Source organism: Sphingomonas sp. CFBP 13733 (genome assembly GCF_014841795.1).
GTDB classification, from domain to species: domain Bacteria; phylum Pseudomonadota; class Alphaproteobacteria; order Sphingomonadales; family Sphingomonadaceae; genus Sphingomonas; species Sphingomonas aerolata.
Map to the genome: position 1 here is coordinate 623,020 of NZ_JACYUP010000002.1, position 24,773 is coordinate 647,792.

At 68.6% G+C, this 24,773-nt stretch carries 28 protein-coding genes and 2 tRNA genes; 22 read left to right on the forward strand and 8 right to left on the reverse strand.

Translation table 11 applies throughout. The features are described from left to right. Positions 1-91 precede the first annotated feature (91 nt). The 17 genes from gspF (at position 92) to IFT71_RS07185 (ending at position 13,023) form a co-directional block, all read left to right on the forward strand. The gene (gene gspF, locus IFT71_RS07105; RefSeq protein ID WP_192139894.1) at positions 92-1,318 is read left to right on the forward strand and encodes a type II secretion system inner membrane protein GspF; all 1,227 of its coding nucleotides are present in this window, start codon (positions 92-94) and stop codon (positions 1,316-1,318) included. An 8-nt stretch (positions 1,319-1,326) separates the two neighbouring features. Next, positions 1,327-1,767, forward strand: a complete 441-nt coding sequence (gene gspG, locus IFT71_RS07110) for a type II secretion system major pseudopilin GspG (protein WP_031395041.1) — start codon at positions 1,327-1,329, stop codon at positions 1,765-1,767. Beyond that, a complete protein-coding gene (locus tag IFT71_RS07115; protein ID WP_192139896.1) occupies positions 1,742-2,257 on the forward strand; it encodes a GspH/FimT family pseudopilin in 516 nt (171 codons plus the stop codon). Before gspG ends, IFT71_RS07115 begins: the two co-directional genes overlap by 26 nt. A gap of 19 nt (positions 2,258-2,276) precedes the next feature. Continuing rightward, the gene (gene gspI / locus IFT71_RS07120; protein ID WP_192070149.1) at positions 2,277-2,672 is read left to right on the forward strand and encodes a type II secretion system minor pseudopilin GspI; all 396 of its coding nucleotides are present in this window, start codon (positions 2,277-2,279) and stop codon (positions 2,670-2,672) included. 164 nt (positions 2,673-2,836) lie between these two features. After that, positions 2,837-3,505: a type II secretion system minor pseudopilin GspJ gene (gene gspJ, locus IFT71_RS07125; protein WP_342212611.1), complete on the forward strand. Its 669-nt coding sequence runs from the start codon at positions 2,837-2,839 to the stop codon at positions 3,503-3,505. Further along, positions 3,492-4,472, forward strand: a complete 981-nt coding sequence (gene gspK / locus IFT71_RS07130) for a type II secretion system minor pseudopilin GspK (RefSeq protein ID WP_159511153.1) — start codon at positions 3,492-3,494, stop codon at positions 4,470-4,472. Before gspJ ends, gspK begins: the two co-directional genes overlap by 14 nt. Further along, a complete protein-coding gene (gene gspL / locus IFT71_RS07135) occupies positions 4,469-5,590 on the forward strand; it encodes a type II secretion system protein GspL (protein ID WP_192139900.1) in 1,122 nt (373 codons plus the stop codon). Before gspK ends, gspL begins: the two co-directional genes overlap by 4 nt. Beyond that, a complete protein-coding gene (gene gspM / locus IFT71_RS07140; RefSeq protein ID WP_037532937.1) occupies positions 5,587-6,063 on the forward strand; it encodes a type II secretion system protein GspM in 477 nt (158 codons plus the stop codon). The genes gspL and gspM overlap by 4 nt, the downstream gene beginning before the upstream one ends. Further along, positions 6,060-6,824 (forward strand): type II secretion system protein N, encoded by a 765-nt coding sequence (gene gspN, locus IFT71_RS07145; protein WP_192139902.1) that lies wholly within the window; start codon positions 6,060-6,062, stop codon positions 6,822-6,824. Before gspM ends, gspN begins: the two co-directional genes overlap by 4 nt. Before the next feature lie 74 nt (positions 6,825-6,898). After that, positions 6,899-6,975, forward strand: a tRNA-His gene (locus tag IFT71_RS07150). Between the two features lie 105 nt (positions 6,976-7,080). Continuing rightward, a complete protein-coding gene (locus tag IFT71_RS07155; RefSeq protein WP_192007233.1) occupies positions 7,081-8,130 on the forward strand; it encodes a Leu/Phe/Val dehydrogenase in 1,050 nt (349 codons plus the stop codon). Positions 8,131-8,236: 106 nt separating this feature from the next. Further along, positions 8,237-8,962, forward strand: a complete 726-nt coding sequence (ccmC, locus tag IFT71_RS07160; protein ID WP_107932387.1) for a heme ABC transporter permease CcmC — start codon at positions 8,237-8,239, stop codon at positions 8,960-8,962. Between the two features lie 111 nt (positions 8,963-9,073). Next, on the forward strand, positions 9,074-9,520 hold the full coding sequence (ccmE, locus tag IFT71_RS07165; protein WP_031395338.1) for a cytochrome c maturation protein CcmE: 447 nt from the start codon (positions 9,074-9,076) through the stop codon (positions 9,518-9,520). Further along, a complete protein-coding gene (locus IFT71_RS07170) occupies positions 9,517-11,430 on the forward strand; it encodes a heme lyase CcmF/NrfE family subunit (protein ID WP_192139904.1) in 1,914 nt (637 codons plus the stop codon). The genes ccmE and IFT71_RS07170 overlap by 4 nt, the downstream gene beginning before the upstream one ends. Next, positions 11,427-11,954 carry a redoxin family protein gene (locus IFT71_RS07175; RefSeq protein ID WP_031440727.1) on the forward strand — a complete coding sequence of 176 codons (528 nt, stop codon included), beginning with the start codon at positions 11,427-11,429 and terminating at the stop codon, positions 11,952-11,954. The genes IFT71_RS07170 and IFT71_RS07175 overlap by 4 nt, the downstream gene beginning before the upstream one ends. Beyond that, positions 11,951-12,385, forward strand: coding sequence for a cytochrome c-type biogenesis protein (locus tag IFT71_RS07180; RefSeq protein ID WP_192139906.1), 435 nt, complete (start codon positions 11,951-11,953; stop codon positions 12,383-12,385). Before IFT71_RS07175 ends, IFT71_RS07180 begins: the two co-directional genes overlap by 4 nt. Next, complete coding sequence (locus IFT71_RS07185) at positions 12,346-13,023, forward strand: tetratricopeptide repeat protein (RefSeq protein WP_342212612.1); 678 nt, start codon at positions 12,346-12,348, stop codon at positions 13,021-13,023. The genes IFT71_RS07180 and IFT71_RS07185 overlap by 40 nt, the downstream gene beginning before the upstream one ends. Before the next feature lie 78 nt (positions 13,024-13,101). On the opposite strand, the gene IFT71_RS07190 is transcribed toward IFT71_RS07185, so the two are convergent. After that, positions 13,102-13,320 carry a DUF3072 domain-containing protein gene (locus IFT71_RS07190; RefSeq protein WP_031440730.1) on the reverse strand — a complete coding sequence of 73 codons (219 nt, stop codon included), beginning with the start codon at positions 13,318-13,320 and terminating at the stop codon, positions 13,102-13,104. Between the two features lie 52 nt (positions 13,321-13,372). Further along, positions 13,373-14,479 (reverse strand): alanine dehydrogenase, encoded by a 1,107-nt coding sequence (gene ald, locus IFT71_RS07195; RefSeq protein ID WP_037532307.1) that lies wholly within the window; start codon positions 14,477-14,479, stop codon positions 13,373-13,375. A 127-nt stretch (positions 14,480-14,606) separates the two neighbouring features. Between ald and IFT71_RS07200 the strand changes: the two genes are divergently transcribed. The 4 genes from IFT71_RS07200 (at position 14,607) to IFT71_RS07215 (ending at position 18,005) form a co-directional block, all read left to right on the forward strand. Next, entirely contained in the window at positions 14,607-15,047 is a 441-nt protein-coding gene (locus tag IFT71_RS07200) for an Lrp/AsnC ligand binding domain-containing protein (protein ID WP_166747635.1), read from the forward strand. 311 nt (positions 15,048-15,358) lie between these two features. Beyond that, positions 15,359-17,206, forward strand: a complete 1,848-nt coding sequence (locus tag IFT71_RS07205; RefSeq protein ID WP_192140245.1) for a potassium transporter Kup — start codon at positions 15,359-15,361, stop codon at positions 17,204-17,206. A 138-nt stretch (positions 17,207-17,344) separates the two neighbouring features. Then, a complete protein-coding gene (locus tag IFT71_RS07210) occupies positions 17,345-17,863 on the forward strand; it encodes a 2'-5' RNA ligase family protein (protein ID WP_192070151.1) in 519 nt (172 codons plus the stop codon). 65 nt (positions 17,864-17,928) lie between these two features. After that, a tRNA-Met gene (locus IFT71_RS07215) sits at positions 17,929-18,005 on the forward strand. Here IFT71_RS07215 and fdhD read toward each other — a convergent pair. Genes fdhD through IFT71_RS07230 form a run of 3 tightly spaced genes read right to left on the reverse strand, consistent with a single transcriptional unit; the run spans position 17,984 to position 21,593 of the window. Continuing rightward, the gene (gene fdhD, locus IFT71_RS07220; RefSeq protein ID WP_192139908.1) at positions 17,984-18,796 is read right to left on the reverse strand and encodes a formate dehydrogenase accessory sulfurtransferase FdhD; all 813 of its coding nucleotides are present in this window, start codon (positions 18,794-18,796) and stop codon (positions 17,984-17,986) included. The two genes, IFT71_RS07215 and fdhD, sit on opposite strands and share 22 nt — an antisense overlap. Continuing rightward, positions 18,793-19,308: a molybdenum cofactor guanylyltransferase gene (gene mobA, locus IFT71_RS07225; protein ID WP_192140247.1), complete on the reverse strand. Its 516-nt coding sequence runs from the start codon at positions 19,306-19,308 to the stop codon at positions 18,793-18,795. The genes fdhD and mobA overlap by 4 nt, the downstream gene beginning before the upstream one ends. After that, positions 19,305-21,593: an FdhF/YdeP family oxidoreductase gene (locus IFT71_RS07230; RefSeq protein ID WP_192139910.1), complete on the reverse strand. Its 2,289-nt coding sequence runs from the start codon at positions 21,591-21,593 to the stop codon at positions 19,305-19,307. The genes mobA and IFT71_RS07230 overlap by 4 nt, the downstream gene beginning before the upstream one ends. A 125-nt stretch (positions 21,594-21,718) precedes the next feature. On the opposite strand from IFT71_RS07230, the gene trxB reads away from it, so the two are divergent. Next, positions 21,719-22,687, forward strand: a complete 969-nt coding sequence (trxB, locus tag IFT71_RS07235) for a thioredoxin-disulfide reductase (RefSeq protein ID WP_031395129.1) — start codon at positions 21,719-21,721, stop codon at positions 22,685-22,687. 312 nt (positions 22,688-22,999) lie between these two features. On the opposite strand, the gene IFT71_RS07240 is transcribed toward trxB, so the two are convergent. From IFT71_RS07240 to IFT71_RS07250, 3 genes are read right to left on the reverse strand one after another with little or no spacing between them, the layout of a single operon-like run. Continuing rightward, positions 23,000-23,815 carry a hydrolase 1, exosortase A system-associated gene (locus IFT71_RS07240; RefSeq protein ID WP_192139912.1) on the reverse strand — a complete coding sequence of 272 codons (816 nt, stop codon included), beginning with the start codon at positions 23,813-23,815 and terminating at the stop codon, positions 23,000-23,002. Continuing rightward, the gene (locus IFT71_RS07245; protein WP_244654794.1) at positions 23,803-24,465 is read right to left on the reverse strand and encodes a hypothetical protein; all 663 of its coding nucleotides are present in this window, start codon (positions 24,463-24,465) and stop codon (positions 23,803-23,805) included. Before IFT71_RS07245 ends, IFT71_RS07240 begins: the two co-directional genes overlap by 13 nt. A gap of 11 nt (positions 24,466-24,476) precedes the next feature. Next, entirely contained in the window at positions 24,477-24,755 is a 279-nt protein-coding gene (locus tag IFT71_RS07250; protein WP_031441379.1) for an acyl carrier protein, read from the reverse strand. Between the last annotated feature and the right edge of the window lie 18 nt (positions 24,756-24,773).

Below are 24,773 nucleotides of genomic sequence, written 5' to 3' on the forward strand. Positions count from 1 at the left end.
CGCAGTCGAGAAACGCCTGTCCGCGCGCGCGGCAACGGTTTCTCGACTTCGCTCGAAACGAACGGGATAATGCGGCAACCGGGCAACCCGCATGGCTGATTTCGACTATGTCGCGATCGACACCAAGGGCGCCGAGCGCCGCGGCCATGTCGCCGCGGCGGACATCGACCTCGCGCGCGCGACGCTCGACGCGCGTAAATTCTACGTCGTCAAGATCAGCCCGGGCGCGCCGCCGCAGGCGACCAAGGGGCGGCCGCTGTTCGGGTTGCAGCTCGGCAAGCCCAAGATGTCGGGCAAGAATCTGACGCTGTTCACGCGCCAGCTCGCCACGCTCAACCGCGTGTCGCCGCTCGAGGAATCGCTGCGCACGATCACCCGTCAGACCGAACAGGACAGCGTCCGCGCCATCGTCCAGCACGTCCATGCGGGCGTCGTCGAGGGCCGGCGGCTGGCGGATGCGATGGCGCGCGAGCCCAAGAGCTTCCCGCCGCTCTACCGCGCGATGGTCGCGGCCGGCGAGAGTTCGGGGTCGTTGCCGACGATCCTCGACCGGCTCGCCGCTTTGCTCGAACGCCAGGCGGAGATCCGCGGCAAGCTGATCACCGCGCTCGCCTATCCGTCGATCCTCGCGCTCGTCGCGATGGGGGTGGTCACCGCGCTGATGATGTTCGTCGTGCCGCAGGTGGTCGAACAGTTCGACACGGTCGGGCAGGAGCTGCCGCTGCTGACCCGGATGGTGATGGCGTTTTCGGCCTTCCTCGTCGGCTATTGGTGGGTGATCGCGCTGGTCCTGCTGCTGTCGGGACTGATCCTGTGGCGCGCGCTGAAGGATCCGGGCTTCCGGCTCGCCTTCGACAGCTGGCTGCTCAGGATCCCGATGCTCGGGCGACTGCTGCGCGACCTTCATGCGGCGCGGATGGCGCGGACGCTGGGGACGATGGTCGCGAGCCGCTTGCCGCTGCTCGAAGGGCTTAACCTGACCGCCAGCACGATCCACAACCGTCGGCTGCGGCTCGCGTCGGACCAGATCGTCGACGCGATCCGCAGCGGCGGCAGCCTGTCCGCGGCGATGCGGCGTGCGGGCGTGTTCCCGCCGCTGCTGACCTATCTCGCCGCGTCGGGCGAGGCGGCGGGGCGGCTCGACGAGATGCTCGAACGCGCCGCCGACTATCTCGAACGCGAATTCGACCGCTTCACCGCTACCGCTCTGTCGCTGCTCGAACCGCTGATCATCGTCGTGATGGGCGGCATCGTCGCGACGATCGTGCTATCCATCCTGCTCCCGATCCTCCAGCTCAATACGCTGGCAGGCCAATGAGGTTTTGTATGCGTCCGGAAGAGAAGAAGAAGCGCCGCGAGGCCGGCTTTACCCTCGTCGAGCTGATGGTGGTCATCGTCATCATCGGCCTGCTGGCGACGATCGTCGCGCTCAACGTGCTGCCCTCGGGCGATACCGCGCGGATCCAGAAGGCGAAGGCCGACATCGCGCAGATCGAGGGCGGGCTGGAGCTCTACAAGCTGCAGAACATGACCTTCCCCAACACGTCGCAGGGGCTGAATGCACTCGTCACCGCACCCGCCGGGCTGACCGATCCGTCGCGCTATCAGCGTGGCGGGTATCTGAAGAAGCTGCCGAACGACCCCTGGGGTCGCCCGTATCTCTATGCCTCGCCCGGCACGCATGGCGAGGCCGACGTCTGGACCTTCGGCGCCGATGGCAAGGAAGGCGGCGAGGGGATCGATGCCGATATTGGCAGCTGGCAGTAGGTCCTGGCGTCACGCCGACCGCGGCTTCACGCCCGCGAGGCGTTACGCCGAACACGGCTTCACGCTGGTAGAGCTGATGGTCGTGGTGACGATCATCGGGCTCGCATCGGCGGTGGCGGTCTTCGTCATGCCCGACCCGCGCGGCCGCGTGTTCGACGAGGCGACGCGGTTCGCGGCGCGGACGCGCGCGGCGCATGATTCGGCGATCGTCGAGGCACGCCCGGTCAGCGTCTGGATCACCGGCGGCGGCTATGGCTTCGACCAGCGGCTCGCGGGCGGCTGGACGCCGATCAGCGAGAAACCGATGCGCGTCGAACGCTGGAACGACGGCACGCGCGCGGTGATCGGCGACATGAGCGGGCGCGTCCGCGTGACCTTCGACCCGACCGGGCTGGTCGACCGGCCCGCGGTCGTGACGCTCAGCCGCGGCGGGGCGAACGCGACCGTGACGATCGACGCCGATGGCACCGTGCGCGCCGATGCGCGCTGATCCTCATACATGCGCGCCGATGCGCGCTGAAACCGATCGCGGGTTCACGCTCATCGAGATCATGGTCGCGCTCGCGGTGTTCAGCCTCGCGGCGATGGCACTCGTCCGGCTGGAGAGCGCGACGATCCGCGGTGCGTCGATCCTCGACGACACGCTGGTCGCCCAGATGGTCGCGCGCAACGTCGCGATCGACGCGGTGACGCAGGCGCAGCCGCCCACCGCCGGCACCGTCACCGGCGCCGAGACCAATGGCGGGCGCCGCTGGGCCTGGACGCGCTCGGTGCGCGCGATGGGCGGATCGTCCGTCTTGCGGATCGACGTGGCGGTCGCGGATCGCGGCGGCGCGGTGCTCGGCCGCCTCACGATGATCCGCCCCGCCCCGCGCCAGTCCGCGACGACGGTGACGACGTCATGACCGCGCGGCGCGCTGTCAGGCTCGGGGTCGCGGGTCGAGTGGCACATGACGGGGTGGGTGGGGGCGTGATCTCTCTTGCCGTCATCCCGGCGAACGCCGGGACCCAGGGTCGCGGGCGCGGCGCTGCTGGGCTCTGGGTCCCGGGTCGAGCCCGGGATGACGGAGTGGGCAGGCGCTCCGCCGAACACGGCTTCACCCCCGTGAGGCGCTCCGCCGAACACGGCTTCACTTTGGTCGAGGTGATGGTCTCGCTGCTGATCTTCGGCATGATCGCGGCGGCGGGGGTGGCGATCCTGTCGTTCAGCGTGAAGGCGCAGAGTGCGACGGGGACGAAGCTCGACGATCTCGGCGCGTTGACGCGGACGATGTCGATCCTGTCCGCCGATCTCGGCCAGGCGGCGCTGCGGGGCACGCGCGACGAATCCGGCGCCCCGGTGCCCGCCTTCGTCGGCGAAAGCGGGTCGGACGTCGCACCGATGCTCCGCCTCGTCCGCGGTGGCTGGACCAATATCGACGGCGCAGCCCGGTCGAGCACGCAGAAGGTCGCGTACCGCGTCGCGGACGGCGCGCTGCAGCGGATCGCCTATCCGATGGTCGACGGTGCGCCGCCGCTGCCGCCCGCCGTGCTGCTGCCCAATGTCCGCCAGGTCCGGCTGCGCTACCGGCTCGGCGGCGCGTGGAGCGACCGCTGGGACGGCGTGCAGGGCGTGCCCTTGCCCGAGGCGATGGAGCTGAGCGTCCAGCGCACCGACGGCCTGGTCTATCGCCAGCTGTTTCTCGTCGGATCGGGCTATGCGCCGCCCGCGCGGGAGGTCCAGAATGAAGCCCCCTGAACAAGAGCGGGGCGCCGCGCTGCTGACCGTCCTCATGCTCGTCGCGATCGTCGCGGTGATGGCGGGGGCGGCGCTCGAGAAGCTGCGGCTGTCGACGCGGCTGGCGGGCAATGCCGCGGCGGGGGAGCAGGCGCGCGCCTATGCGCTGGCCGCCGAGACGCTCGCGCTGACGCGGATCGACGCGATGCTGGGCCCCAATGTGAAACGCGTGACGTTGCAGGGCGACTGGAGCGGCAAGCCGTTCGGGATGCCGCTGCCCGGCGGCGGCTTTGCGACCGCGCGCGTTCGCGACGGGGGAAACTGCTTCAATCTCAACAGCCTGGTGAGCGGACGTGCCGGCGCCTATGTCACCGACCCGCTGATGCGGCCGCAATTCGTCCGGTTGATGCGGCTGCTCGATATCCCCGCGCAGGTCGGCGAGCAGATCGCCGCGGGCGCCGCCGACTGGATCGACAGTGATCAGGACCAGCAGGCGATGGGCGCGGAGGACGGCGCCTATCTGAACCGCGAGACGCCCTATCGCACCGCCGGCACGCTGATGACCGACCCGAGCGAACTCCGCGCGGTGGTCGGCATGACGCCGCAAATCTATGCGACGCTCAGGCCGTGGATCTGTACATTGCCGGTCGCGCAGGCCGCGCCGATCAACGTCAACACGCTGCTCCCCGAACAGGCGCCGATCCTGGCGATGCTGTTTCCCGACACGATGTCGATCGCGGGCGCGCGCCAGATGATCCTGCAACGCCCGCCGCAAGGGGTCGCGACCACCGACGTGTTCTTCAAGAGCGCGGCGTTGCAGGGCAATTCCAATGCGGACGGCGAACGGGGGACGGCAGTGGTGTCGAAATGGTTCACGCTCGATATCGACGTGACGGTGGGGACGACGGTTTTGCAGGAACAGGCACTGATGGACGCGACGACGCTTCCCGCGCGGCTCGTATCGCGGCAATGGGGCGAGCCATCATGACCACGCTCCTGTTCCTTCCCTCCGGCGCGACCGGCTTTCGCTGGATGCGGATCGCCGACCAGCGCATCGTCGCGCAGGGCGAGGGGATCCCGACCGCCGATGATCGAAGTGACCTCGGCGCGGACACGGGCATCATCGCGGTGGCGCCGGCAGAGGCGGTGACCTTGCACTGGGCCGAACTGCCGTCGCGCAGCGCCGCACAGGCGACCGCCGCTGCCCGGCTGCTCGCGGCAGAGGCGAGCGCGGCGCCGCTCGGCGAACTCCATGTCGCGGTCGGGGACGAGGGGCAGGGCGACCGGCCGATCGGCGTGGTCGGGATCGAGGCGATGCAGGGCTGGCTGCGGATGCTCGCGGCGGCCGGCGTCGACCCGGTCGCGATGCTCCCCGCACCGATGCTGCTGCCGCGCCCGGCCGAGGGCTATGTCCGCGCCGAGCTTGCCGGCGACCCCGTCGTGCGCGGGACATCGACCGGATTTGGCGACGAGCCGGGGCTGACCGCGCTGGTGACGGGCGACACGCCGCCGGTGGCCGTCGAGCCCGACGCGCTCGAGGCGGCGCTGGCGGCGGCGGTCGCGACATGGCCGCTCGACCTGCGGCAGGGGATGTTCGCGCGGCGGCGGCGATTCGCGCTCGACTGGGCGCTGATCCGGCGACTGGCGGTGCTGTCGGGGCTGATCCTCGCGGTGACGCTGGCGATCACGCTGGTTCGGATCGCGAAATACAGCTTCGGCGCGGACATGATCGAGGCGCAGACCGAACAGGTCGCCCGCTCCGGCCTGCCACGCGGCGAGACGGTGAACGATGCCGGGCGCCAGCTTGGCGAACGGCTGTCGCGCGTGCGCGGGCCGGGGCTGGGCTTCAGCACGACCACCGCCACGATCTTCGCCGTGGTCCAGGCGACGCCGGGCAGCGAAATCACCGCGCTCGACTTCCAGCCGAACGGGACCGTCCGGCTGGGCGTAGCGGTCGAGCGCGAGGCGCTGGCGACCGATCTCAGGAGTGCGCTCGAGCGTGCCGGCTTTGCGGTACAGGCGGGCGTCTTCCAGGCGGCGGCGGGGCGCGTGTCGGGCGAATTCACGATCACGGCGGGCCGTGCAGGCGGGAGCGAGGGCGCATGACCGGGTTGCGGCACTGGTTCGAGGGGCGATCGCTGCGCGAGAAGCGGCTGTTGCTGGTGATGGCGGCGCTCGCGGTGTTGACGCTGCTCTGGGGCGCGGTGATCCGCCCGGTCGGCGACGGTCTGTCGAGCGCGCGCGAACGCCATGCCAATGCCGTGACCCGGCTCGGCGAGACGCAGGCGATGGTCGCGCTGCTCCGCGACGCGCAGCGATCGCGGCCCACGCCGCTGACCGGATCGCTCGATGCCATCGTGCGGACCCAGGCGGACCTGGCGGGGTTCGCGATCACCAGCCTCGACCAGGAGGGCGCGGACCGGGTGCGGATCGTGATGCCGTCGGCGCGGCCGGGCGCGCTGACCGCATGGCTGGCGCGGCTCGAGCGCGCGGGCATCCTGGTCGACGCACTGACCATGACCGACAAGGGTGACCGTACGGTGAGCGTGACGATGACGTTGAAGGCGCGCGCCGCATGAGCGACAGCGCACGCTTCGTGGGCGTCGGCGCACGCCGCGTCACGCGGATCCGGTTGCGGACCGGCCCGACCGCGATGTTCGGCGGCATGCTGCTGCTCGCGCTGATCGTGTTTTTGCCGATGCGCGCCGCGCTCGGCTGGGTCGGGATCGAGGATGCCGGCCTCGTCGCGCGCCGCGTGACGGGCACGATCTGGGGCGCGACGCTGACCGATGCGCGGTTCGGCGAACTGTCGCTCGGCGACCTCCATGCCCGGCTCGCGCCCTTGCCGCTGCTCGCGGGGCGCGCGCGGATCGTGCTGGCCGGGCCCGAGACCGATCCGCGGCCGCTGCGCGGGGCGGCGAGCGTTAGCCGTCACGGGTTCGGCGTCGATGATCTGACCGCGACGATCCCGACCGGCGCGGTGTTCGCGCCGGTGCCGGTCACCACGCTCGATCTCGACGGCGTGACCGTGCGGTTCGCCGATGGCCAGTGCGAGCGTGCCGAGGGGCGGGTGCGCGCGACGCTGGGCGGCGAGGTGGCGGGGATCACGCTGCCGCAGTCGGTCAGCGGTACGCCCAAATGCGAGGGCGACGCGCTCATCGTGCCGCTCGCCAGCCAGGCGGGGACCGAGGGGATCACGCTGCGGATCGACGGCACGGGCCGCTACCGCGCGATGCTGACGCTGCAACCGACCGACCCGATCGTTCAGCAGCGGCTCGAATCGATCGGCTTCGTGCGCGGGGCCGGCGGCTATAGCCAGGCGATCGAAGGCAGTTTTTGACGACATTCGACGCCGCGCATGATCGCGGCGCTTGACGGACCCGAACAGCGCGCTTAGGGGCACGGGCCTTCGCGGCGATCGTAGTTCAATTGGTTAGAGCGTCGGCTTGTGATGCCGGATGTTGCGGGTTCAAGTCCCGTCGGTCGCCCCATTATTTTCCCAACTGCTTGGCCTTGCGCCGCTTTGTGCTGGTAAAACCGGCCGGAAAATAATATTTCAGGTTTAAGCAATTTTCTTCTTCCTGATGGAGCCGGCGATGACAGCGGTTTGGGACCTTCCCGATTTCGACGACCATGAGGGCGTTCACGTCTTCACCGATCCGGTTTCGGGTCTCCGCGCCGTCATCGCGCTGCATTCGACCAAGCTCGGCCCCGCAGCGGGCGGCACGCGATTCTGGCATTATGCGGACAATGGCCGCGCGGTGACCGACGCGCTGCGCCTGTCGCGCGGCATGAGCTTCAAGAACGCGATGGCCGGGCTCGAGCTCGGCGGCGGCAAGGGCGTGGTCCTCGCGGCCAAGCCCGGCGACGTGATCACCACCGAACAGCTCGAGGCGTTCGGCCGCGCGGTCGAATCGCTCGGCGGCCGCTACGTGACCGCCGAGGACGTCGGCATGTCCGAAGAGCGGATGAAGGTGATCGCGACGCAGACGCGCTACGTCTCGGGCCTGCCGGTCGCGAGCGGCGCGGCGGGCGGCGATCCGGGGCCGTATACGGCGCTCGGCATCTATCTGGGCGTCAAGGCGGCGGCGCAGCGCGGGCTCGGCGCAACCGACATGAAGGGCGTGCGAGTCGCGATCCAGGGCGTCGGCTCGGTCGGCGGCGGGCTCGCCCGGCTGCTCGCCAAGGACGGCGCGGTGCTGACGCTCGCGGACGTCGACGAGGGCCGCGCGCAGGCGCTGGCGGGTGAGCTTGGCGCGACCGCAGTCCCCGCCGAGGCGATCCTGACGACTGACACCGACATCTTCAGCCCGAACGCGCTGGGTGCGATCCTGACCGAAATGTCGATCGCGGCGCTCAAGGCCAAGGTCGTCGCGGGCGGCGCGAACAATCAGCTCAGCGTCCGCGAGGACGGTGCGCGACTGCACGCACGCGGCATCCTCTATGCGCCGGATTACGTGATCAACGCGGGCGGCATCATCAATGTCGGGCTCGAATATCTCGGCCAGGGCGACGAAGCCGAAGTGAAGGCACGGATCGCACGCATCCCAGAGCGGCTGATCCAGGTCTGGGACGAGAGCGACCGCAGCGGCGAACCGTCGTCCGACGTCGCCGATTCGATCGCAAAGCGCCTGATCGGCCGCTAAATCCTTCTCCCTTTCGCGGGGACGGTGACACGCCGGCCCGCTCCCTCTCCCCACGTGGGGAGAGGGGCTTTAAGTCCGTCACGACTTGCCATAGTGGTAACACCCAGTGGCCACCCTGCACGCCCTTGCCAATCCCGCGCGCTTCCTGAAGATCGCCAGGCCGCTGACGCCTGCGTTGTTCTGGGCGGGCGTCGCGCTGATCGCGCTGGGCTGCTGGGCGGGCCTGACGCAGACCCCGCCCGACTATCTGCAGGGCGAGACGGTGCGGATCCTCTACATCCACGTCCCCGCCGCCTGGCTCGGCATGGGCGGATGGAGCGGGATCGCGATCTCCAGCATCATGCTGCTCGTCTGGCGTCACCCGCTGGCCGGCATCGCCGCGCGCGCGATCGCGCTGCCCGGCGCGGTGTTCGCGGCTTTGTGCCTGATGACCGGCTCGATCTGGGGGCGGCCGACCTGGGGGACGTGGTGGCAATGGGACGGGCGGCTGACCTCGATGCTGCTGCTGTTCTTCGTCTATCTCGGCTATATGGCGTTGGCGAAGGCGGATGCGGACCGCGGCGGCGACGGGCGCGTGCCCGCGCTCTACGGCCTGGCCGGATCGGTGCTGCTGCCGATCATCCGCTATTCGGTGATCTGGTGGAACACGCTGCACCAGGGGCCGAGCATCGGGCTGACCAAGTCGACGATCGACGGCGCGATCCTCTGGCCGCTGCCGATCATGCTCGCGGGCTTCACCTTCGTCTTCGCGGGAATCGTGCTGATGCGGATGCGGACCCTGCTCGCCACCGCCAAGGCCGAGGCGCGGATGCGTCGGATGGCCAGAGCGTGAAGGTGCGCGCATGACCGCCTGGCCGTTCGTGATTGCCGCCTATGCCGTGACGCTGGGCGGCGGCGCCGTCGTCGCGCTGCTCAGTTATCTCGCGATGCGGAAGGCGGAGCGATGAAGGCCAAGCATCAGCGGCTCACCCTCGCGCTTCTCGCGCTCGGCGCGGTCGTCGTCGCGGGGCTGCTCGCTTTGTCCGCGCTGAAGGACCAGGCGTCGTTCTTCTACGCACCGTCCGACGTGAAGCGCGACGGATTGCCGCTCGGCCGTGCGGTCCGGCTTGGCGGCATGGTCGCGGACGGATCGGTCAAGCGCGCGGCGGACGGCGTCACCGTCCACTTCACCGTCACCGACGGCGCCGCGACCACGCCGGTGGTCTTCGCCGGGATCGTCCCGAACCTGTTCCGCGAGAAATCGGGGGTCGTCGCCGAGGGGCAGTTCCAGCCCGACGGCCGCTTCGTCGCGTCAAACCTGCTCGCCAAGCATGACGAGAAGTACATGCCCCCCGAAATGGCGGGCAAGATGCACGAGACCAAGACGCTCGCACCGGACCGCGGCTCATGATCGCCGAAGCCGGACTTGCGGCGCTCTGGCTCGCCGGCGCGCTGGCGGCGCTGCAGCTGGCGATGGCGGTGATCGGGATCGCGCGCGGTCGCGACGACGTTGCCGCGGCGGTGCGGCCGGTGGCGATCGTCCAGGGCGTGCTCGCCGCGCTGGCAATGGCGCTGCTGATCAACCTGTTCCTCAACTCCGACATGTCGGTGAAGCTTGTTGTCGAGAACAGCCATTCGGCCAAGCCTTGGCTTTACAAGTTCGCCGGCGCCTGGGGCAATCACGAGGGGTCGATGCTGCTCTGGGTGACGATCCTCGGGCTGGCGGGCGGCGCAGTCGCGATCTTCGAACGGTCGCTGCCCGAACGCACCCTGGTCGCGACGCTGGGCGCGCAGGCGACGATCGCGCTCGGCTTCTATGCGTTCCTGCTCTTCTCCTCCAATCCGTTCGCACGGCTGACCCCGGCCGCGCCCGACGGACTGGGTCTCAACCCGCTGCTCCAGGACCCTGGCTTGGCGTTCCACCCGCCGACGCTCTACACCGGCTATGTCGGGCTTTCGGTCGCCTTCTCGTTCGCGGTCGGTGCGCTGGTCACGCGCGACGTCGGGCCGGGCTTCGCCAAGGCGATGCGGCCCTGGGTGCTGATCGCGTGGATCTTCCTGACGCTCGGCATCACCGCGGGCAGCTACTGGGCCTATTACGAGCTCGGCTGGGGCGGCTGGTGGTTCTGGGATCCGGTCGAGAACGCGTCGCTGATGCCGTGGCTCGCGGCAACCGCGCTGCTCCATTCGGTGACGGTGCTGGCGACGCGCGACGGGCTGCGCGCGTGGACGATCATGCTCGCTGTCGTCGCCTTCTCGATGTCGATGATCGGCACGTTCCTGGTGCGCTCGGGCATCCTGACCAGCGTCCACGCCTTTGCGGTCGATCCGGAGCGCGGCGCGTTCATCCTCGCGCTGCTCGCCATCTATATCGGTGGTGCGCTCGCGCTGTTCGCGGCGCGGATCGGCACCGTGCGCGCGGGCACGACCTTCGATCCGGTCAGCCGCGAGGGCGGGCTGGTCGCGAACAATCTGCTGCTGTCGGTGATCCTCGGCATCGTCCTGATCGGCACGCTCTACCCAATCGTCGCGGCGAGCTTCGGCGTGCAGCTGTCGGTCGGGCCGCCGTTCTTCAACAAGGCCGCAGGACCGATCGCGCTATTGGTGGTCGCGGTGATGGCGGTCGGGCCGCTGCTGCGCTGGCGTCGCGACGAGGCGAGGGCGGTCGTCGGCCGGGTCGCGCTGCCGATCGCCGCGACCGTGGTGGCGGCGGTCGCGCTGCTGTTCGTCTGGCCGGGCGTGCTGCCCTGGGCAGGGCTCAGCCTCGCGGCAGGCCTCGCAGTCGCCAGCGTCGCCCCCTTGTGGAAACGCAATCTCCGGCGCACGCCGATGTTCACCTATGGCATGGTCCTCGCGCATCTCGGCATCGCGGTCAGCCTGGCTGGGATGGCGTCGGACAGCGCGTTCACCAAGGAAACGCTGGTCGCGGTGCGCGCAGGCGAAGCGGCGCGCGTGGGGCCCTACAGCGTCACGCTCGACGGGATCTCGCCGGTGATCGGCGAGAACTGGTCCGCGCTAGAGGCGCAGCTGACCGCGACGCGCGGCGATGACAGCACGCGGCTCCACCCGCAGCTCCGCTTCTTCGCCAACCCGCCGACCAGCACCAATGAATCGGCGATCCTGACCGCGCTCGACGGCCAGCTCTATACCGTGCTCGGCCAGCCCGACGGGCAGGGGCGGTGGCAGCTGCGGCTGTGGTGGAAGCCGTTCGTGACGCTGATCTGGTTCGGCGGCGTGCTGATCGCGCTGGGCGGCGCGCTGTCGCTGGTCGGGCGGCTGCGTCGCGAACGGCGCAGCGCAGTCCGGGCGGCCTGGGCATGAAGCGGTTCGCGCTCTGGGCGCCGCTCGCGATCTTCGCCTTGCTGTTCGCGGTGGTCGCGAGCGGGCTGTTCCGGCCGGCGGACAAGGTCGTGCGCTCGGCGATGGTCGGCAAGCCGCTGCCCGATTTCGCGCTGCCCGCGATGGTGCCCGGCAAGCCGGGGCTGACCAGCGCGTCGTTCAAGGGCGGTCAGCCGCGGCTGCTCAACGTGTTCGCCAGCTGGTGCGTGCCCTGCATCGCCGAGGCGCCGCACCTGATGCGGCTGAAGACGATGGGCATCCCGATCGACGCGATCGCGATCCGCGACACCACGCCCGCGATCGCCGGTTTCCTGCGTCGCAACGGCGATCCCTATGCGCGGATCGGCAGCGACACCGCGAGCCGGGTCCAGCTCGCGCTCGGCTCGTCGGGCGTGCCCGAGACCTTCGTGGTCGACGGCCGCGGGATCGTCGTCAAGCAGATCATCGGCGACATCCGCGAGGACAATATCGGCGAGATCGTCCAGGCCGTGAGGGAAGCCCGATGAGCGGGCGGTTGAGCCTTGGGCTGGCGGGAAGCGCGGTGGTCGCGACCCTGGTGTTCTGCACTGCGCCGGCAACCGCGCAGCCCGTTACGCCGCCTGCGCATTACGCCAATGTCCAGCTCGCCGACCCCGCCAAGGAGGCCTCCGCCAAGGCCCTGATGGAGACGCTGCGCTGCCTCGTCTGCCAAGGCCAGTCGATCGCCGACAGCGATGCCGACATGGCCGCTGACATGCGCGCGCTGGTCCGCGAACGGATCGCGCGCGGCGAGACGCCCGCCTCGGTCCGCGACTGGCTGGTGTCGCGCTATGGCGACTATGTCACCTATGACCCGCCGCTGTCGGGGCTGACCTGGCCGCTATGGCTGGCGCCGATCGCGCTGCTGGCGATCGGCGCGTGGATCGCGCGGTCGAGTTTCCGCCGGAGGACGCGCTGATGGGCTGGCTCTGGCTCGGAATCATCGCGGTCGGGGCGTTCGCGCTGCTGGCGGTGCTGAGAGTCGACCGGCTGCTCTGGTCGATGGTCGCCGCCGCGCTGATGCTCGGTGGGGCGGGCTATGCACTGCAGGGCGAGCCCGAGCTTGCCGGGCATCCGGTCGTGACGGGCACGACGATCACGCCCGATGACGGGTCGATGATCGAGCTGCGCGACAAGATGCTCGAACGCTATACCGGTGCCGCCGCCTATCTGGTCGCGGCGGACGCGATGACGCGGATCGGCGAACGTCGTGCGGCGGTGAGGGTCCTGCTCGGCGGAATCCGCGTCGCGCCGAAAAGCCTCGTCCTGTGGACCGGGCTCGCCAATGCGCTGGCCGCGCATGACGGCGATCAGGTCTCGCCGCCGGCGCTGTTCGCGTTCCAGCAGGCGATGCGGATCGCACCGCGCCACCCGGCGCCGCCCTTCTTCCTTGGCCTCGCCTATGTCCGGTCGGGTAATTTCGCGGCGGGGCGACCCTATTGGGCCCGGGCGCTCGCGCTGACGCCGAAAAGCGTGTCCTATCACGACGAAATCGCGGTCCGCCTCGCGCTGCTCGATCAGGTGATGGCCGCACAGGACGCCGCACCGGCGAGCTAGGCACCGACGCAAAACGGGACCCGGATCGTCCGGCGCGATGCCGGGGATCCTGGGTCCCGTTCCGTGCCGCAAAAGGGCTTACTGGCCGCGGCCGGTCTTGCCCTGAAGCTCGTCGATCTTGAGCGAGGCATCGGCCTTCGACAGCGATTCGTCGAATTCCTCATGCGCCTCTTCGGACAGCGTCTTCAGATAGCTGGCCTGTGCGCCGGTCATCTTCTCGTCGCCGGTCGTCCAGTCGTGCGGATCCTTCTCGGCGTTCGAAAAGGGCTCGGACTTGGGGTTCGGGGTGTCGGACATGCGTGAAATTCCTTCCGCCTGTCCAACCCCTGTGTTCCGCATCCGTTCCCGCTTAATTCGACCAAGCTTCGTAAGGTAAACCCAGATCATCCGCGACCGCCTTGTACGCGATCTTGCCCTTGTAGACGTTGAGCCCGTTGGCGAGATGCGGGTCGGCCTTCATCGCGGCCTCTGCGCCCAGATTGGCGAGCTTCAGCGCGAACGGCAGCGTCGCGTTGTTGAGCGCGAAGGCCGAGGTGCGCGCGACTGCGCCGGGCATGTTGGCGACGCAGTAATGGATCACGCCGTCGACCTCGAACACCGGATCCTCGTGCGTGGTGGCATGGCTCGTCTCGAAACAGCCACCCTGGTCGATCGCGATGTCGACCAGCACCGAACCGCGCTTCATCGTCTTGAGCATCTCGCGCGTGACCAGCTTGGGGGCCGCCGCGCCGGGGACGAGCACCGCGCCGATCACGAGATGCGCGTTCTTCACCGCCGCCGCGATCGCCGCCTTCGACGCATAGGCGGTCTTGATCTGGCTCGAGAAGAACATGTCGAGCTCGGCAAGGCGATCGTTCGAAATGTCGTAGATCGTCACGTCGGCGCGCATCCCGACCGCCATCTGCGCGGCGTTGACGCCCGAGACTCCGCCGCCGAGGATCGCGACCTTGGCAGGCGCGACACCGGGGACGCCGCCGAGCAGGACGCCGCGACCGCCCTGTTCCTTTTCGAGATAATGCGCGCCGACCTGCACCGACATGCGGCCCGCGACCTCGGACATCGGCTTCAGCAGCGGCAGGCCGCGGCGATGGTCGGTGACGGTCTCATACGCGATGCAGGTCGCGCCCGACTTCATCAGCCCTTCGGCCTGCGGCTTGTCCGCAGCGAGGTGGAGATAGGTGAAGAGCAGGTGGCGCGGTTCGAGCATCGCGATCTCGACCGGCTGCGGCTCCTTGACCTTCACGATCATGTCGGCGGCGGCGAACACCGCGGCGGCGGTCGGCAGGATTGTCGCGCCCGCGTCGACATAGTCCTGGTCCTCGAAGTCGATGCCCGACCCGGCCTGAGTCTCGACGACGACCTCATGGCCCGCGGCGACCAGTTCGGCGACCGAAGGCGGGGTCAGACCGACACGATATTCGTGATTCTTGATTTCCTTGGGAACACCGACGCGCATCATTTCCACTCCATTATCTTTAACCGCAGTGTAGCGCGCATCGACCGGGAAGGGTTCGCAAAGCCGTCCCGCTGCCCTATCGGATTTGGGAGAATATTGCATCCACGAACGACGAAGCGGCAAATTTGTGAGTATCACGATCGAGCGCAGGATCCTGGACCTGCTGGCCGCCAATTCCGACCTGACCAGCGCCGAGCTGGGCGAGGCGGTAGGCCTGTCGCCCAGCGCGGCGCATCGCCGCGTCGCGCAGCTGCGCGAGAGCGGCGCGATCACCGGCTATCGCGCGGTCCTGTCGCGCGCGGCGCGCGGCGATCCGAGCATCGTCCTGGTCAACGTCACGCTGCGGGACCAGCGCAAGGAGACGATGGCGGCGTTCGAGGCGGAGATCGTGCGATGCCCGCAGGTCGTGCAATGCTTCCTGATGAGCGGCGAGGCGGATTACATGCTGCATGTCGAGCTCCGCCGCGGCGAGACGTTCGAGAGGATCCACCGCGAGACGCTGTCGCAACTGCCCGGCGTCACGCGGCTGGCCTCGCATTTCGTGATTCGCGAAGTCGTCACGCGTTGACGTTTTTCTGCGCACGCAGGACTCCAGGGCCAAGCACGGCAATGCCCGTTACCAATAGCGTCATACCTCAAACAGGCGAAGTTGCGTGATCAGCGCCGGTTAATCCACGTTGCCGGCGGTCCCGTTGCCGCTCTCCAACCCCCATGCTAAATGCGCCAGCTTGGGGCACAGGGTGAAATCGGAATTTCGATGATGATTGCTGCACTTCCGGGTCGATTCACCGTCCAGTGAGCGTCGATCCCACAGCCGCGGCCTCGACCGTGCCCCCCGCCGGTCTCGATCCGGATACCGGCCACCATCATGCGGACGGCATGCTGAAACTCGCCTTTGGCGCGATCGGCATCGTCTTCGGCGATATCGGCACGAGCCCGCTATACGCATTCCGCGAGACGTTCGCCGGGCACCACAAGCTCGCGCTCGATTCGGCGCACATCATGGGCGTCATCAGCCTGATGTTCTGGTCGATGATGATCGTCGTGACGGTGAAATACGTCATCATCATCATGCGCGCGGACAACAAGGGCGAGGGCGGCAGTCTCGCGCTGCTCGCGCTCGTCTCGGGCAAGACTAAGACGCGGCGCTGGAGCAAGGGGATCATCCTGCTCGGCGTCTTCGCGACCGCGCTGTTCTACGGCGACAGCATGATCACCCCCGCGGTCTCGGTGCTGTCCGCGGTCGAGGGGCTCGCGGTCGCCGCGCCGAGCTTCGCCGGGCTCGTCCTGCCGATCGTGATCGCGATTCTGATCGCGCTGTTCTGGGTCCAGAAGAGCGGCACCGCGCGAATCGGCATGGTGTTCGGGCCGATCATGCTGGTGTATTTCAGCGTCATCGCGGTGCTCGGCATCCTCAGCATCATCCAGACGCCGGGCGTGCTCTGGGCCTTTTCCCCGCATTACGCGGTCGAGTTCTTCCTGATCGACCCGACCCGCGCCTTCCTCGCGCTCGGCTCGGTCGTGCTCGCGGTCACCGGCGCGGAGGCGCTCTATGCGGATATGGGGCATTTCGGCCGCCGGCCGATCGGCATCTCCTGGCTGTTCTTCGTCCTGCCCGCGCTGATCCTCAATTACATGGGGCAGGGCGCGCTGCTGTTCCGCGACGGGCAGGCGGCGCTCGTCAGCCCGTTCTACAATCTCGCCCCCGAAAGCCTCCAGCTGCCGCTCGTCCTCCTCGCGACGATGGCCGCAGTGATCGCGTCGCAGGCGGTGATCTCGGGCGCGTTCTCGGTCACGCAGCAGGCGATCCAGCTCGGCTTCATCCCGCGCCTGCGGATCGAGCATACCAGTGCCGCGACCGCGGGCCAGATCTACATCCCGCTGGTCAACGGCGCGCTGATGGTGATGGTGATCCTGCTGGTGCTGTTCTTCCGCACCTCGTCGAACCTGACCAGCGCTTACGGCATCGCGGTGACGGGAGCGATGCTGATCGACACCTGCCTGCTCGGCGTCGTGCTGTTCCGGCTGTGGAACTGGCCGAAGATCGCGGCGGTCCCACTGCTCGCGATCTTCTTCCTGGTCGACGGCGCCTATCTGGCCGCGAACCTGACCAAGGTGCCCGATGGCGGCTGGTTCCCGCTGCTGATCGGCCTCATCATCTTCACCTTCCTGACGACCTGGTCGAAGGGGCGGCAGCTGATGATCGACCGGATGCGCGAGGCGGCGATGCCGATCAAGGTGTTCATCGGCTCGGCGGCGAACTCCGCGTCGCGCGTGCCGGGGACCGCGGTGTTCATGACCTCGACCTCCGACGGCGTGCCGCATGCGCTGCTCCACAACCTCAAGCACAACAAGGTGCTGCACGAGCGCGTGATCCTGCTGACCGTCAAGATCGTCGGCCAGCCCTATTGGCCGGCGCACGACCGTGCGGTGCGCGACGAGCTGGGCGACGGCTTCCACCGTCTGATCCTGCGCTACGGTTTCATGGAGGATGCCGATGTCCCCGCCGCGCTGCGCCAGGTGCACAGCTGCGGCGCAGACTTCAAGATGATGGACACCAGCTTCTTCCTCTCGCGCCAGACGCTGCTCGCCTCGGACAAGCCTGGGATGATGCTCTGGCGCGAAAAGCTGTTCGCATGGATGCTGCGCAACGCCGAAAGCGCGATGGAATTCTTCCGCCTGCCGACCAACCGCGTCGTCGAGCTCGGCAGCCAGATCGAGATTTGATCTGATTGCCGGTCGGCACCCCGCACCTCCCCGGCGGAGGCCGGGGCCCAGTTGGGAGACGTCGATGGCGGACGTCACACGAAGTTACATCAACCTTTCCAACTGGACCCCGGCCTGCGCCGGGGAGGTATCTGCATGATGGCAAGCACGACCGAAGTCGCCCCGATCATCGTCACCGCGCTGTTCGGCCGCCAGGACACCGCGTTCTTCGACGCGATGCGGCGCGAGCATTTCCCGCCCGAGCGCAACCAGCTCGATTCACACCTGACGCTGTTCCACCATTTGCCGCCCTCGGGCCTCGACGAGCTCAAGCACCGGCTCAACCAGGAGACGCGCGGATTGCCGGCGCCGCGGGCGCGGATCGGCGGGCTGATGTCGCTGGGGCGCGGGGTCGCCTACCGGATCGAATCGCCTGAACTGGTCGGGATCCGCGCGCGGCTGGCGGATGCGTTCACGGGGATGCTGACGCCGCAGGACGCGGGCGGCTGGCGTCCGCACGTCACGATCCAGAACAAGGTCAACCCGTCGGTCGCCAGGCTGCTGCTCGGCAATCTGCAGCGCGACTTCGCAGCACGGGACGTCGAAATCGCCGGGCTCGGCGCCTGGTGGTATCGCGGCGGACCCTGGGAAGCGATTTCGCGTCACATGTTTGCTTGACCGCCTCGAATCCGCTTCCTATAGGCCGCGCCTCGCAGGGAAGAATGCTTCCCCGCAGACGGTACGGCGAAGTAGCTCAGTTGGTTAGAGCACGGGAATCATAATCCTGGGGTCGGGGGTTCAAGTCCCTCCTTCGCTACCATTTTCAAACACACCGAACGGGTCGTTGACGACCAGGATCGCGTCGCTCCGGGCGAGCGCGAGCAGCGTCAGGCCGTGCGCCCGCGCGTGATCGATCGCGAGACTGGTCGGCGCGGAGATTCCCACCAGCATCGCCACGCCCGCGACCAGCGCCTTGTCGACCATCTCGAAGCTGATCCGCGACGTGACGAGGATGAAGGCGGGGGGCTCGCTCGACCGGATCGCCAGCCCACCGACGAGCTTGTCGAGCGCATTGTGGCGTCCGACATCCTCATAGGCGGCCAGCACGGCTCCCGACCGGTCGCAGGCGGCGGCGGCATGGATCGCCCCCGTCGCGGCGTTGAGCGGCTGGTGCGCACGCAGCCCCGCCAGCGCGGCGAAGATCGCGGTGACGGGCACGTCGGGGCGGGGCGGGGTGCCCGCCACCGGCTTGCGCAACTGTTCGAGCCCGGAGATCCCGCACAGCCCGCAGCTGGTGTCGCTGGTCCGGTGGCGGACGCGGTCGTGGATCCGCCCCCTGCACCGCTCCGACAGGCCGACCCGGACGATCCAGCCCGCCTCCGCCTCGAACACGTCGATGTCGCGGACGTCGTCGGCGCTGTCGGCGAGCCGCTCGGTCAGCAGGAACCCGGTGGTGAAGGCGGGCAGGTCGGCGGGCGTCATCATCATCACCGCATAGCCAAGCCCGTCGACCTCGATCGCGACGGGCACCTCGATTGCGATCGCGCGCGTGCCCGCCGCGACGGCGTCGGGGCGCAGGATGGTGATCGCTTCGGTACGGGCAGTCGTCACAGCGCGGCCATGTCCTCGGGGGTGTTGATGTTCGGGATGACCCCATGCGCGGGGATCGGCAAGGCGCCGATCGCCTCCGCCCAGCCGCGCACCGACCGGCGCGGCGACGATTCGATATGCGCGATCAGCGCGGCAGCGGACGCGGTCTCCCAATGCCCCAGCACGGGCGCGTCGGGGCAAAAGGCGGGCGCGCGGCGGGCCAGCGCTGCCAGCAGCCCGTCAGGCAGCACGGGCACGTCGCAGGCGATCGTGAGGACGGAGGTGTAGCCCAGACCCGCCGCATGGTGCAGCGCCCCCGCTATGCCCCCCAGCGGCCCCAGATCGGGCCCCGGCAGGTCGCGGATCAGGCCATCCCGCCCCGCGACCACCGCGTCATCGACATGCGGCCCGAGCAGCGCACAGGCGTGGTCGGCCAAGCGGCGCCCGGCGAGCAGCGCCTGCGCCTTGTCCGACCCGAACCGCGACGATCGCCCGCCCGCCAGGACGACGCCGAGGATCCTGGGCGTGCTCAGCGTGTCTTCTCGATCCGCACCGGCACCGACTTGGCGGCAGGCACATGGCTTTCGCGCGCATGGTGCGCGACCGGCATCAGCAGGTTGCACTCGGGGTAATAGGCCCCGACGCACCCTTCCGGAATCGAATATTCGACGACGCGCAGCTTGTTGAAGCGGCGGTCGCCATTGTCGCCCGCATCGCCGACCAGATCGACGTCGTCACCATCGGTCAGCCCCATGCGCAGCATGTCGCTGCGGTTCATGAAGACGATGTCGCGCGTGCCCTTCACGCCGCGGAACCGGTCGTGATAGCCATAGACGGTGGTGTTGAACTGATCGTTCGACCGCAGCGTCATCAGCCGGAACCGCCCCTCGCTCTCCTCGAACCCGGTGACGTTGAGCGAGTGGGGGACGTTGATCTCCGCCTTGCCGCTCTCGGTCAGCCATTCGCGGTGCGCCGCCGGCACGCCTTTCCAGAAGCCGCCGGGCGTGAACATCTTGGCGTTGAAGTCGGAGAACATGTCCGGATAGGTCTCGGCGATCGCATCGCGGATCCGCGCATAGTCGCGCACCCACGCATCCCAGTCGAGCTTCGGATTGGGCGCCAGCGTCGCCTTGGCGATACCCGCGAGGATCGCAGGCTCGGACAGCAACGTCTCCGCGGCGGGCGTCGCCTTGCCCTTCGAGCCATAGATCTGGCTGAACGAATCCTCGACCGAAACGCTCTGCGGCCCGGTACCCTGCATGTCGGTCTCGATCCGGCCGAGGCAGGGGAGCAGATAGCAGGTCTTGCCGGGCAGCAGGTGCGAACGGTTGAGCTTGGTGGCGATGTGCACCGTCAAGTCGATCCCGCGCCACGCCGGCTCCATCCGCGCATGGTCGGGGATCGCGCGGACGAAATTACCGCCTAGGCCGATGAACGCCTGCGCCTCGCCCTCGAGCACCGCCTCGCACGACGCGACCGTGTCCCAGCCGAGCTCGCGCGGCGGCTCGAAGCCATATTGCTCGGCGAGCTTGTCGAGCGGGGCGAGCTCGGGCTTTTCGGTGATCCCGACGGTACGCTGCCCCTGGACGTTCGAATGCCCGCGGACGGGGCCCATGCCCGCGCCCGGCTTGCCGATATTGCCGCGCAGCAGCATCAGGTTGACGAGCATGTGGACGTTGTCGATCCCGCCGACATGCTGGGTCAGCCCCATGCCGTAGACCGCGATCACCGCCTTCGACTTCGCATAGACCTTGGCGGCCGATTCGATCTCGACGCGCGACAGCCCGCTCTCATGCTCGATCGTCGCCCAGTCGGTGCCGCGCGCGACATCCGCGAACGCCTCGAACCCGGTGGTGTGCTCGGCGAGGAAGGCGTGGTCGAGGATGCGCAGCGTATTGAGTTCGCGCGCGCGATCATCCGCCTCGATCAGATATTTGCACATCCCCATCAGCGCGCCGACGTCGCCGCCGGTCTTCACCTGGTGATATTGCGAGGCGATCGGCGTCGACTTGCCGGTCACCATCTCCAGCGGATTCTGCGGATCCTGGAATTTCTCCAGACCGCGCTCCTTCAGCGGATTGAACACGACGATCTCGACTCCCCGCTTGGCGCAGTCGCGCAGCGGGTGGAGGAAGCGCGGGCTGTTCACGCCCGGATTCTGCCCGAAATAGAAGATCGCGTCGCACTTCTCGTAGTCCGAGAGGTGGATCGTCCCGACCGCCGAGCCGATCGCTGATTTCAGCCCGACCGAGGTCGTTTCGTGGCACATGTTCGAACTGTCGGGCAGGTTCTGGCTGCCGTACATCCGCGCCATCAGGCTGTACATGTACGAGGTCTCGAGGCTCGCGCGACCCGAGGCGTAGAAGATGACCTTGGTTGGGTCATAGGTCTTGAGCTTCGCACCAATCCCGGCGAACGCCTCGTCCCAGCTGCACGCGGCATATTTGTCCGTCGCGGCGTCATATTTCAGCGGATGCGTCAGGCGGCCGGCCTGTTCGAGATCGAAATCCTTCCAGCCGAGCAGCTCGGTGACCGTATGCTCCTGGAAGAACGCCGGCGTCACGCGGTAGGATGTCAGCTCCCACGCGGTCGCCTTGGCGCCATTCTCGCAGAATTCGGCGGCATGCGGGTGCGCAGGCTTGCCCCAGGCGCAGCTGACGCACGCAAAGCCCTCGGGCTTGTTCTGCCGTGTGAGTTCGCGCAGCGCCTCAGGGCCGATCTTCTCGCGCGCGGATATCTCCACAAGCGATTTCATCGACCCCCAGCCGCCGGCGGGTGCGGTATAGTCTTCGATCTCGATGGTCCGGTCGTCGCTCATACGTCTCTCCGCTTTTGCCTTCCAACGAAGCGGGGCGGCAAACGATGCACGCCGATTGCGGTGGCGATGGTTCAAATCGCATGCTCCATCGCCTAGATGGGATCCGAAACTCCAAGGATATCACGATGACGACGCACACGACCCGCATGCTCATTCTCGGTTCCGGGCCTGCCGGGCTGTCGGCCGCGATCTATGGCGCGCGCGCCGGGATGGCGCCGATCGTCGTCCAGGGGATCCAGCCCGGCGGCCAGCTGACCACCACCACCGATGTCGAGAACTATCCCGGCTTCAAGGACGTCATCCAGGGCCCGTGGCTGATGGAGCAGATGCAGGCGCAGGCCGAACATGTCGGCACGCGGATGATGTGGGACACGATCGTCAAGGTCGACGTCAGCAGCCGCCCGTTCCGCCTGACCGGCGACAGCGGCGACGTCTACGAGGGCGAGACTTTGGTCATCGCGACCGGCGCGCAGGCCAAGTGGCTCGGCATCGACAGCGAGGAGCCGATGAAGGGCAAGGGCGTCAGCGCCTGTGCGACCTGCGACGGCTTCTTCTACCGCGGCAAGAAGGTCGCGGTGATCGGCGGCGGCAACACCGCGGTCGAGGAGGCGCTGTACCTCACCAACCATTCGCCCGACGTGACGCTGATCCATCGCCGCGATTCGCTGCGTTCGGAGAAGATCCTCCAGGAGCGGCTGTTCGCGCACAAGGGCGTGACCGTGCTGTGGAACAAGGAAGTCCGCGAATTCGTCGACGGCGGCGGCAATGCCGGGCTCGTCGCGCTCGAACTCGAGGACACCGTCACGGGCGAGCGCTCGCGTCTCGCGGTCGATGGCGGCTTCGTCGCGATCGGCCACCACCCCGCGACCGAGCTGTTCCGCGGGCATATCGATCTCGATTCGGACGGCTATATCTCGGTCGAGACTGGCTCGACGCGTACCAGCGTCGAGGGCGTGTTCGCGTGCGGCGACGTCGCGGACAAGGTCTACCGCCAGGCGGTGACCGCGGCAGGCACGGGCTGCATGGCCGCGCTCGACGCGGAGCGGTTCCTGGCGGCGGCGGAATTCGCGGAACTGGCCGAAGCCGCGGAGTAACGGCGAGGGGCGTGCGTCCGATTCACGCCCCCTCGTTCGCATGATGGGGGGGGGCGCGCTTTCGCCCCCTCACACCCTCCGTCATCCTGACGAAAGTCAGGACCCAGAGCCAAAGACGGCGGCGCCCGTAACCCTGGGTCCTGACTTTCGTCAGGATGACGAGAGTAGAGGTGCCGGTGTTCCCCCCACACCTTTCGCCATTATGACGGACGGGGGAGTGCCAGCGTCCCCCCACACCCTCCGTCATCCTGACGAAAGTCAGGATCCAGAGCCAGGAACGGCATCGCCCGTAACCCTGGGTCCTGACTTTCGTCAGGATGACGAGTGGGGGGAGGCGGTGGCGCCTGCGTCGTGCGTGCGGTCGATCACGGCCCTGAGCGCCGCCTCCAGCGCGGCGGCATTGGCGGAACCAGCAAAGCTGTGCGAACCGGTAGCCAGCCGCACGATCCGCGCCGCGCCGCGGTAACGCGCCGCAAACACCTGCGCCGTCACGTCACCGGTCGCGAGCAGAATGACGACGCGATCCGCCCAGCCGTCGATCGCGCCGCAGACCCGGCTCGCGAGATCGCCCTCGACCTCCCCCGACGCTCGCGACAGCCTCACCACACCCCGGACCAGCTTGCGCAGATCGATCCCGCCGCGGATCAGGCTGAGCCACGCGGCCGGATCACGCAGCCGTGCGGCATAGCGCGCGCGGATCGCAGCGGCGGGGGGCAGGTCGTCGGTCGGCGCGATCACCCAGGGGTTGGCGAGGAGCAGCCGGTCGATCCCCGCCGCCGCCCCGAACAGCGCAAGCGCGCTCGCGGCGTCGCAATTGCCGAACCCGACCAGCCGCGTCACGTGCGGCACAGCCGCGCGAAACGCGGCGGCGGCGGCGACCAGATCGGCCTGCCCCGACAGAAAGCCGCCATTCTCGCCGCTCGAATCGCCGATGCCGCGGCGGTCATAGCGGAACACCGGCGTGCCCCCCGCCGCCAGCCGCCGCGCGAGCATCGCCATGCCGCGGTGCGCGCCGCTGCGGACCTCGTTGCCGCCCGACACGATCAGCACCCCGGTCGCGCCCGCCGCCTCGTCAAGCGTCGCGACCAGCGTCTCGCCCTCGCAGGGGACCGCGATCAGCCGCCGCATGTGGCGATCCACCCGGCGATGTCCGCGGCCAGCGTGTCGGAGAGCGTTGCATCGCTGCCCGGCTCCGACCGCCGCCACAGCGGCGCCCCGGCATAGCGCGCATCCGCCGGACGCGGATCGCTCTCGAGTCGAACCGTTCGCGACGCGGCGTAAGGTACGGCATCGCGCAGATCGGCGAGCAGCGCGGCGGACAGGCTGTTGCCCGCATACCCATCCGCATCGGGCATCGTCGACGCGGCGCGGATCCGGTTCAGGTCGCGCAGCAGGTCATCACCCGCCTGCGGTGCGAGCCGCCACCGCCCGGCAAGACTGGCGTCGCAATCGACGAGCGCACCGCTGCGGATCGTCAGCGCGTAAGCCGGCACGTCAAGCGTCCCGACAAGCGCAGCAAAGGCCTGGCGCAGGTCGGGCAACCGCAGGTCGCGCGTCTCGACCACACTCTCGCCGGTACCAGGCAGATCAGGCAGGATGCTGCCGATCCCGCGCCCGGCCAGCGCGCGCAGCATCGCGACGAGGAACGCACGCGTGCGGTTCGCCTCCTCGAACAGCGGCAGCACCGCGACGACCAGCGGTCCGGCATCGGGGCCGAAGCGCAGCATCGCCTCGCGCCCGCCGGCCCAGTCATAGTGATCGAAGCGGGGGCCGGTCATCCCGGCCGAGGCTAGACCAGCGCCTTGCGCGCCGCAAACTGGACGAGCGCGCCGAACGTCTCGAGCATCTCGCCGTCGATCTCGTCATCCTCGATCAGGATGCCGAGCCGGTCCTCGAGCTCGGTCAGCACGCTCGCCACCGCCATCGAATCGAGTTCGGGGAGCGCGCCGAACAGCGGCGTATCGTCGGTGAATGCCGCGACTCGCTCGGCGCTGAGGCCAAGGATGTCGGCAAGGACGGCGCGGACCGTCGTTTCAACCTGGGAAGTACCTTCGAAGATCACGAGCATCGCCTGAACCGTTGCGAA

Excerpts from the sequence above, each read along its gene's own strand:
- ccmE (WP_031395338.1), top strand. The coding sequence starts at position 9,074 with ATGAAGGCCAAGCATCAGCGGCTCACCCTCGCGCTTCTCGCGCTCGGC.
- IFT71_RS07250 (WP_031441379.1), bottom strand. The coding sequence starts at position 24,755 with ATGCTCGTGATCTTCGAAGGTACTTCCCAGGTTGAAACGACGGTCCGC.
- gspG (WP_031395041.1), top strand. The coding sequence starts at position 1,327 with ATGCGTCCGGAAGAGAAGAAGAAGCGCCGCGAGGCCGGCTTTACCCTC.
- IFT71_RS07115 (WP_192139896.1), top strand. The coding sequence starts at position 1,742 with ATGCCGATATTGGCAGCTGGCAGTAGGTCCTGGCGTCACGCCGACCGC.
- gspK (WP_159511153.1), top strand. The coding sequence starts at position 3,492 with ATGAAGCCCCCTGAACAAGAGCGGGGCGCCGCGCTGCTGACCGTCCTC.
- IFT71_RS07180 (WP_192139906.1), top strand. The coding sequence starts at position 11,951 with ATGAGCGGGCGGTTGAGCCTTGGGCTGGCGGGAAGCGCGGTGGTCGCG.
- gspN (WP_192139902.1), top strand. The coding sequence starts at position 6,060 with ATGAGCGACAGCGCACGCTTCGTGGGCGTCGGCGCACGCCGCGTCACG.
- gspF (WP_192139894.1), top strand. The coding sequence starts at position 92 with ATGGCTGATTTCGACTATGTCGCGATCGACACCAAGGGCGCCGAGCGC.
- gspL (WP_192139900.1), top strand. The coding sequence starts at position 4,469 with ATGACCACGCTCCTGTTCCTTCCCTCCGGCGCGACCGGCTTTCGCTGG.
- IFT71_RS07190 (WP_031440730.1), bottom strand. The coding sequence starts at position 13,320 with ATGTCCGACACCCCGAACCCCAAGTCCGAGCCCTTTTCGAACGCCGAG.
- ald (WP_037532307.1), bottom strand. The coding sequence starts at position 14,479 with ATGCGCGTCGGTGTTCCCAAGGAAATCAAGAATCACGAATATCGTGTC.
- gspI (WP_192070149.1), top strand. The coding sequence starts at position 2,277 with ATGCGCGCTGAAACCGATCGCGGGTTCACGCTCATCGAGATCATGGTC.
- IFT71_RS07205 (WP_192140245.1), top strand. The coding sequence starts at position 15,359 with ATGCTGAAACTCGCCTTTGGCGCGATCGGCATCGTCTTCGGCGATATC.
- trxB (WP_031395129.1), top strand. The coding sequence starts at position 21,719 with ATGACGACGCACACGACCCGCATGCTCATTCTCGGTTCCGGGCCTGCC.
- IFT71_RS07175 (WP_031440727.1), top strand. The coding sequence starts at position 11,427 with ATGAAGCGGTTCGCGCTCTGGGCGCCGCTCGCGATCTTCGCCTTGCTG.
- IFT71_RS07210 (WP_192070151.1), top strand. The coding sequence starts at position 17,345 with ATGGCAAGCACGACCGAAGTCGCCCCGATCATCGTCACCGCGCTGTTC.
- IFT71_RS07245 (WP_244654794.1), bottom strand. The coding sequence starts at position 24,465 with ATGACCGGCCCCCGCTTCGATCACTATGACTGGGCCGGCGGGCGCGAG.
- IFT71_RS07155 (WP_192007233.1), top strand. The coding sequence starts at position 7,081 with ATGACAGCGGTTTGGGACCTTCCCGATTTCGACGACCATGAGGGCGTT.
- IFT71_RS07240 (WP_192139912.1), bottom strand. The coding sequence starts at position 23,815 with ATGCGGCGGCTGATCGCGGTCCCCTGCGAGGGCGAGACGCTGGTCGCG.
- IFT71_RS07230 (WP_192139910.1), bottom strand. The coding sequence starts at position 21,593 with ATGAGCGACGACCGGACCATCGAGATCGAAGACTATACCGCACCCGCC.
- IFT71_RS07170 (WP_192139904.1), top strand. The coding sequence starts at position 9,517 with ATGATCGCCGAAGCCGGACTTGCGGCGCTCTGGCTCGCCGGCGCGCTG.
- gspM (WP_037532937.1), top strand. The coding sequence starts at position 5,587 with ATGACCGGGTTGCGGCACTGGTTCGAGGGGCGATCGCTGCGCGAGAAG.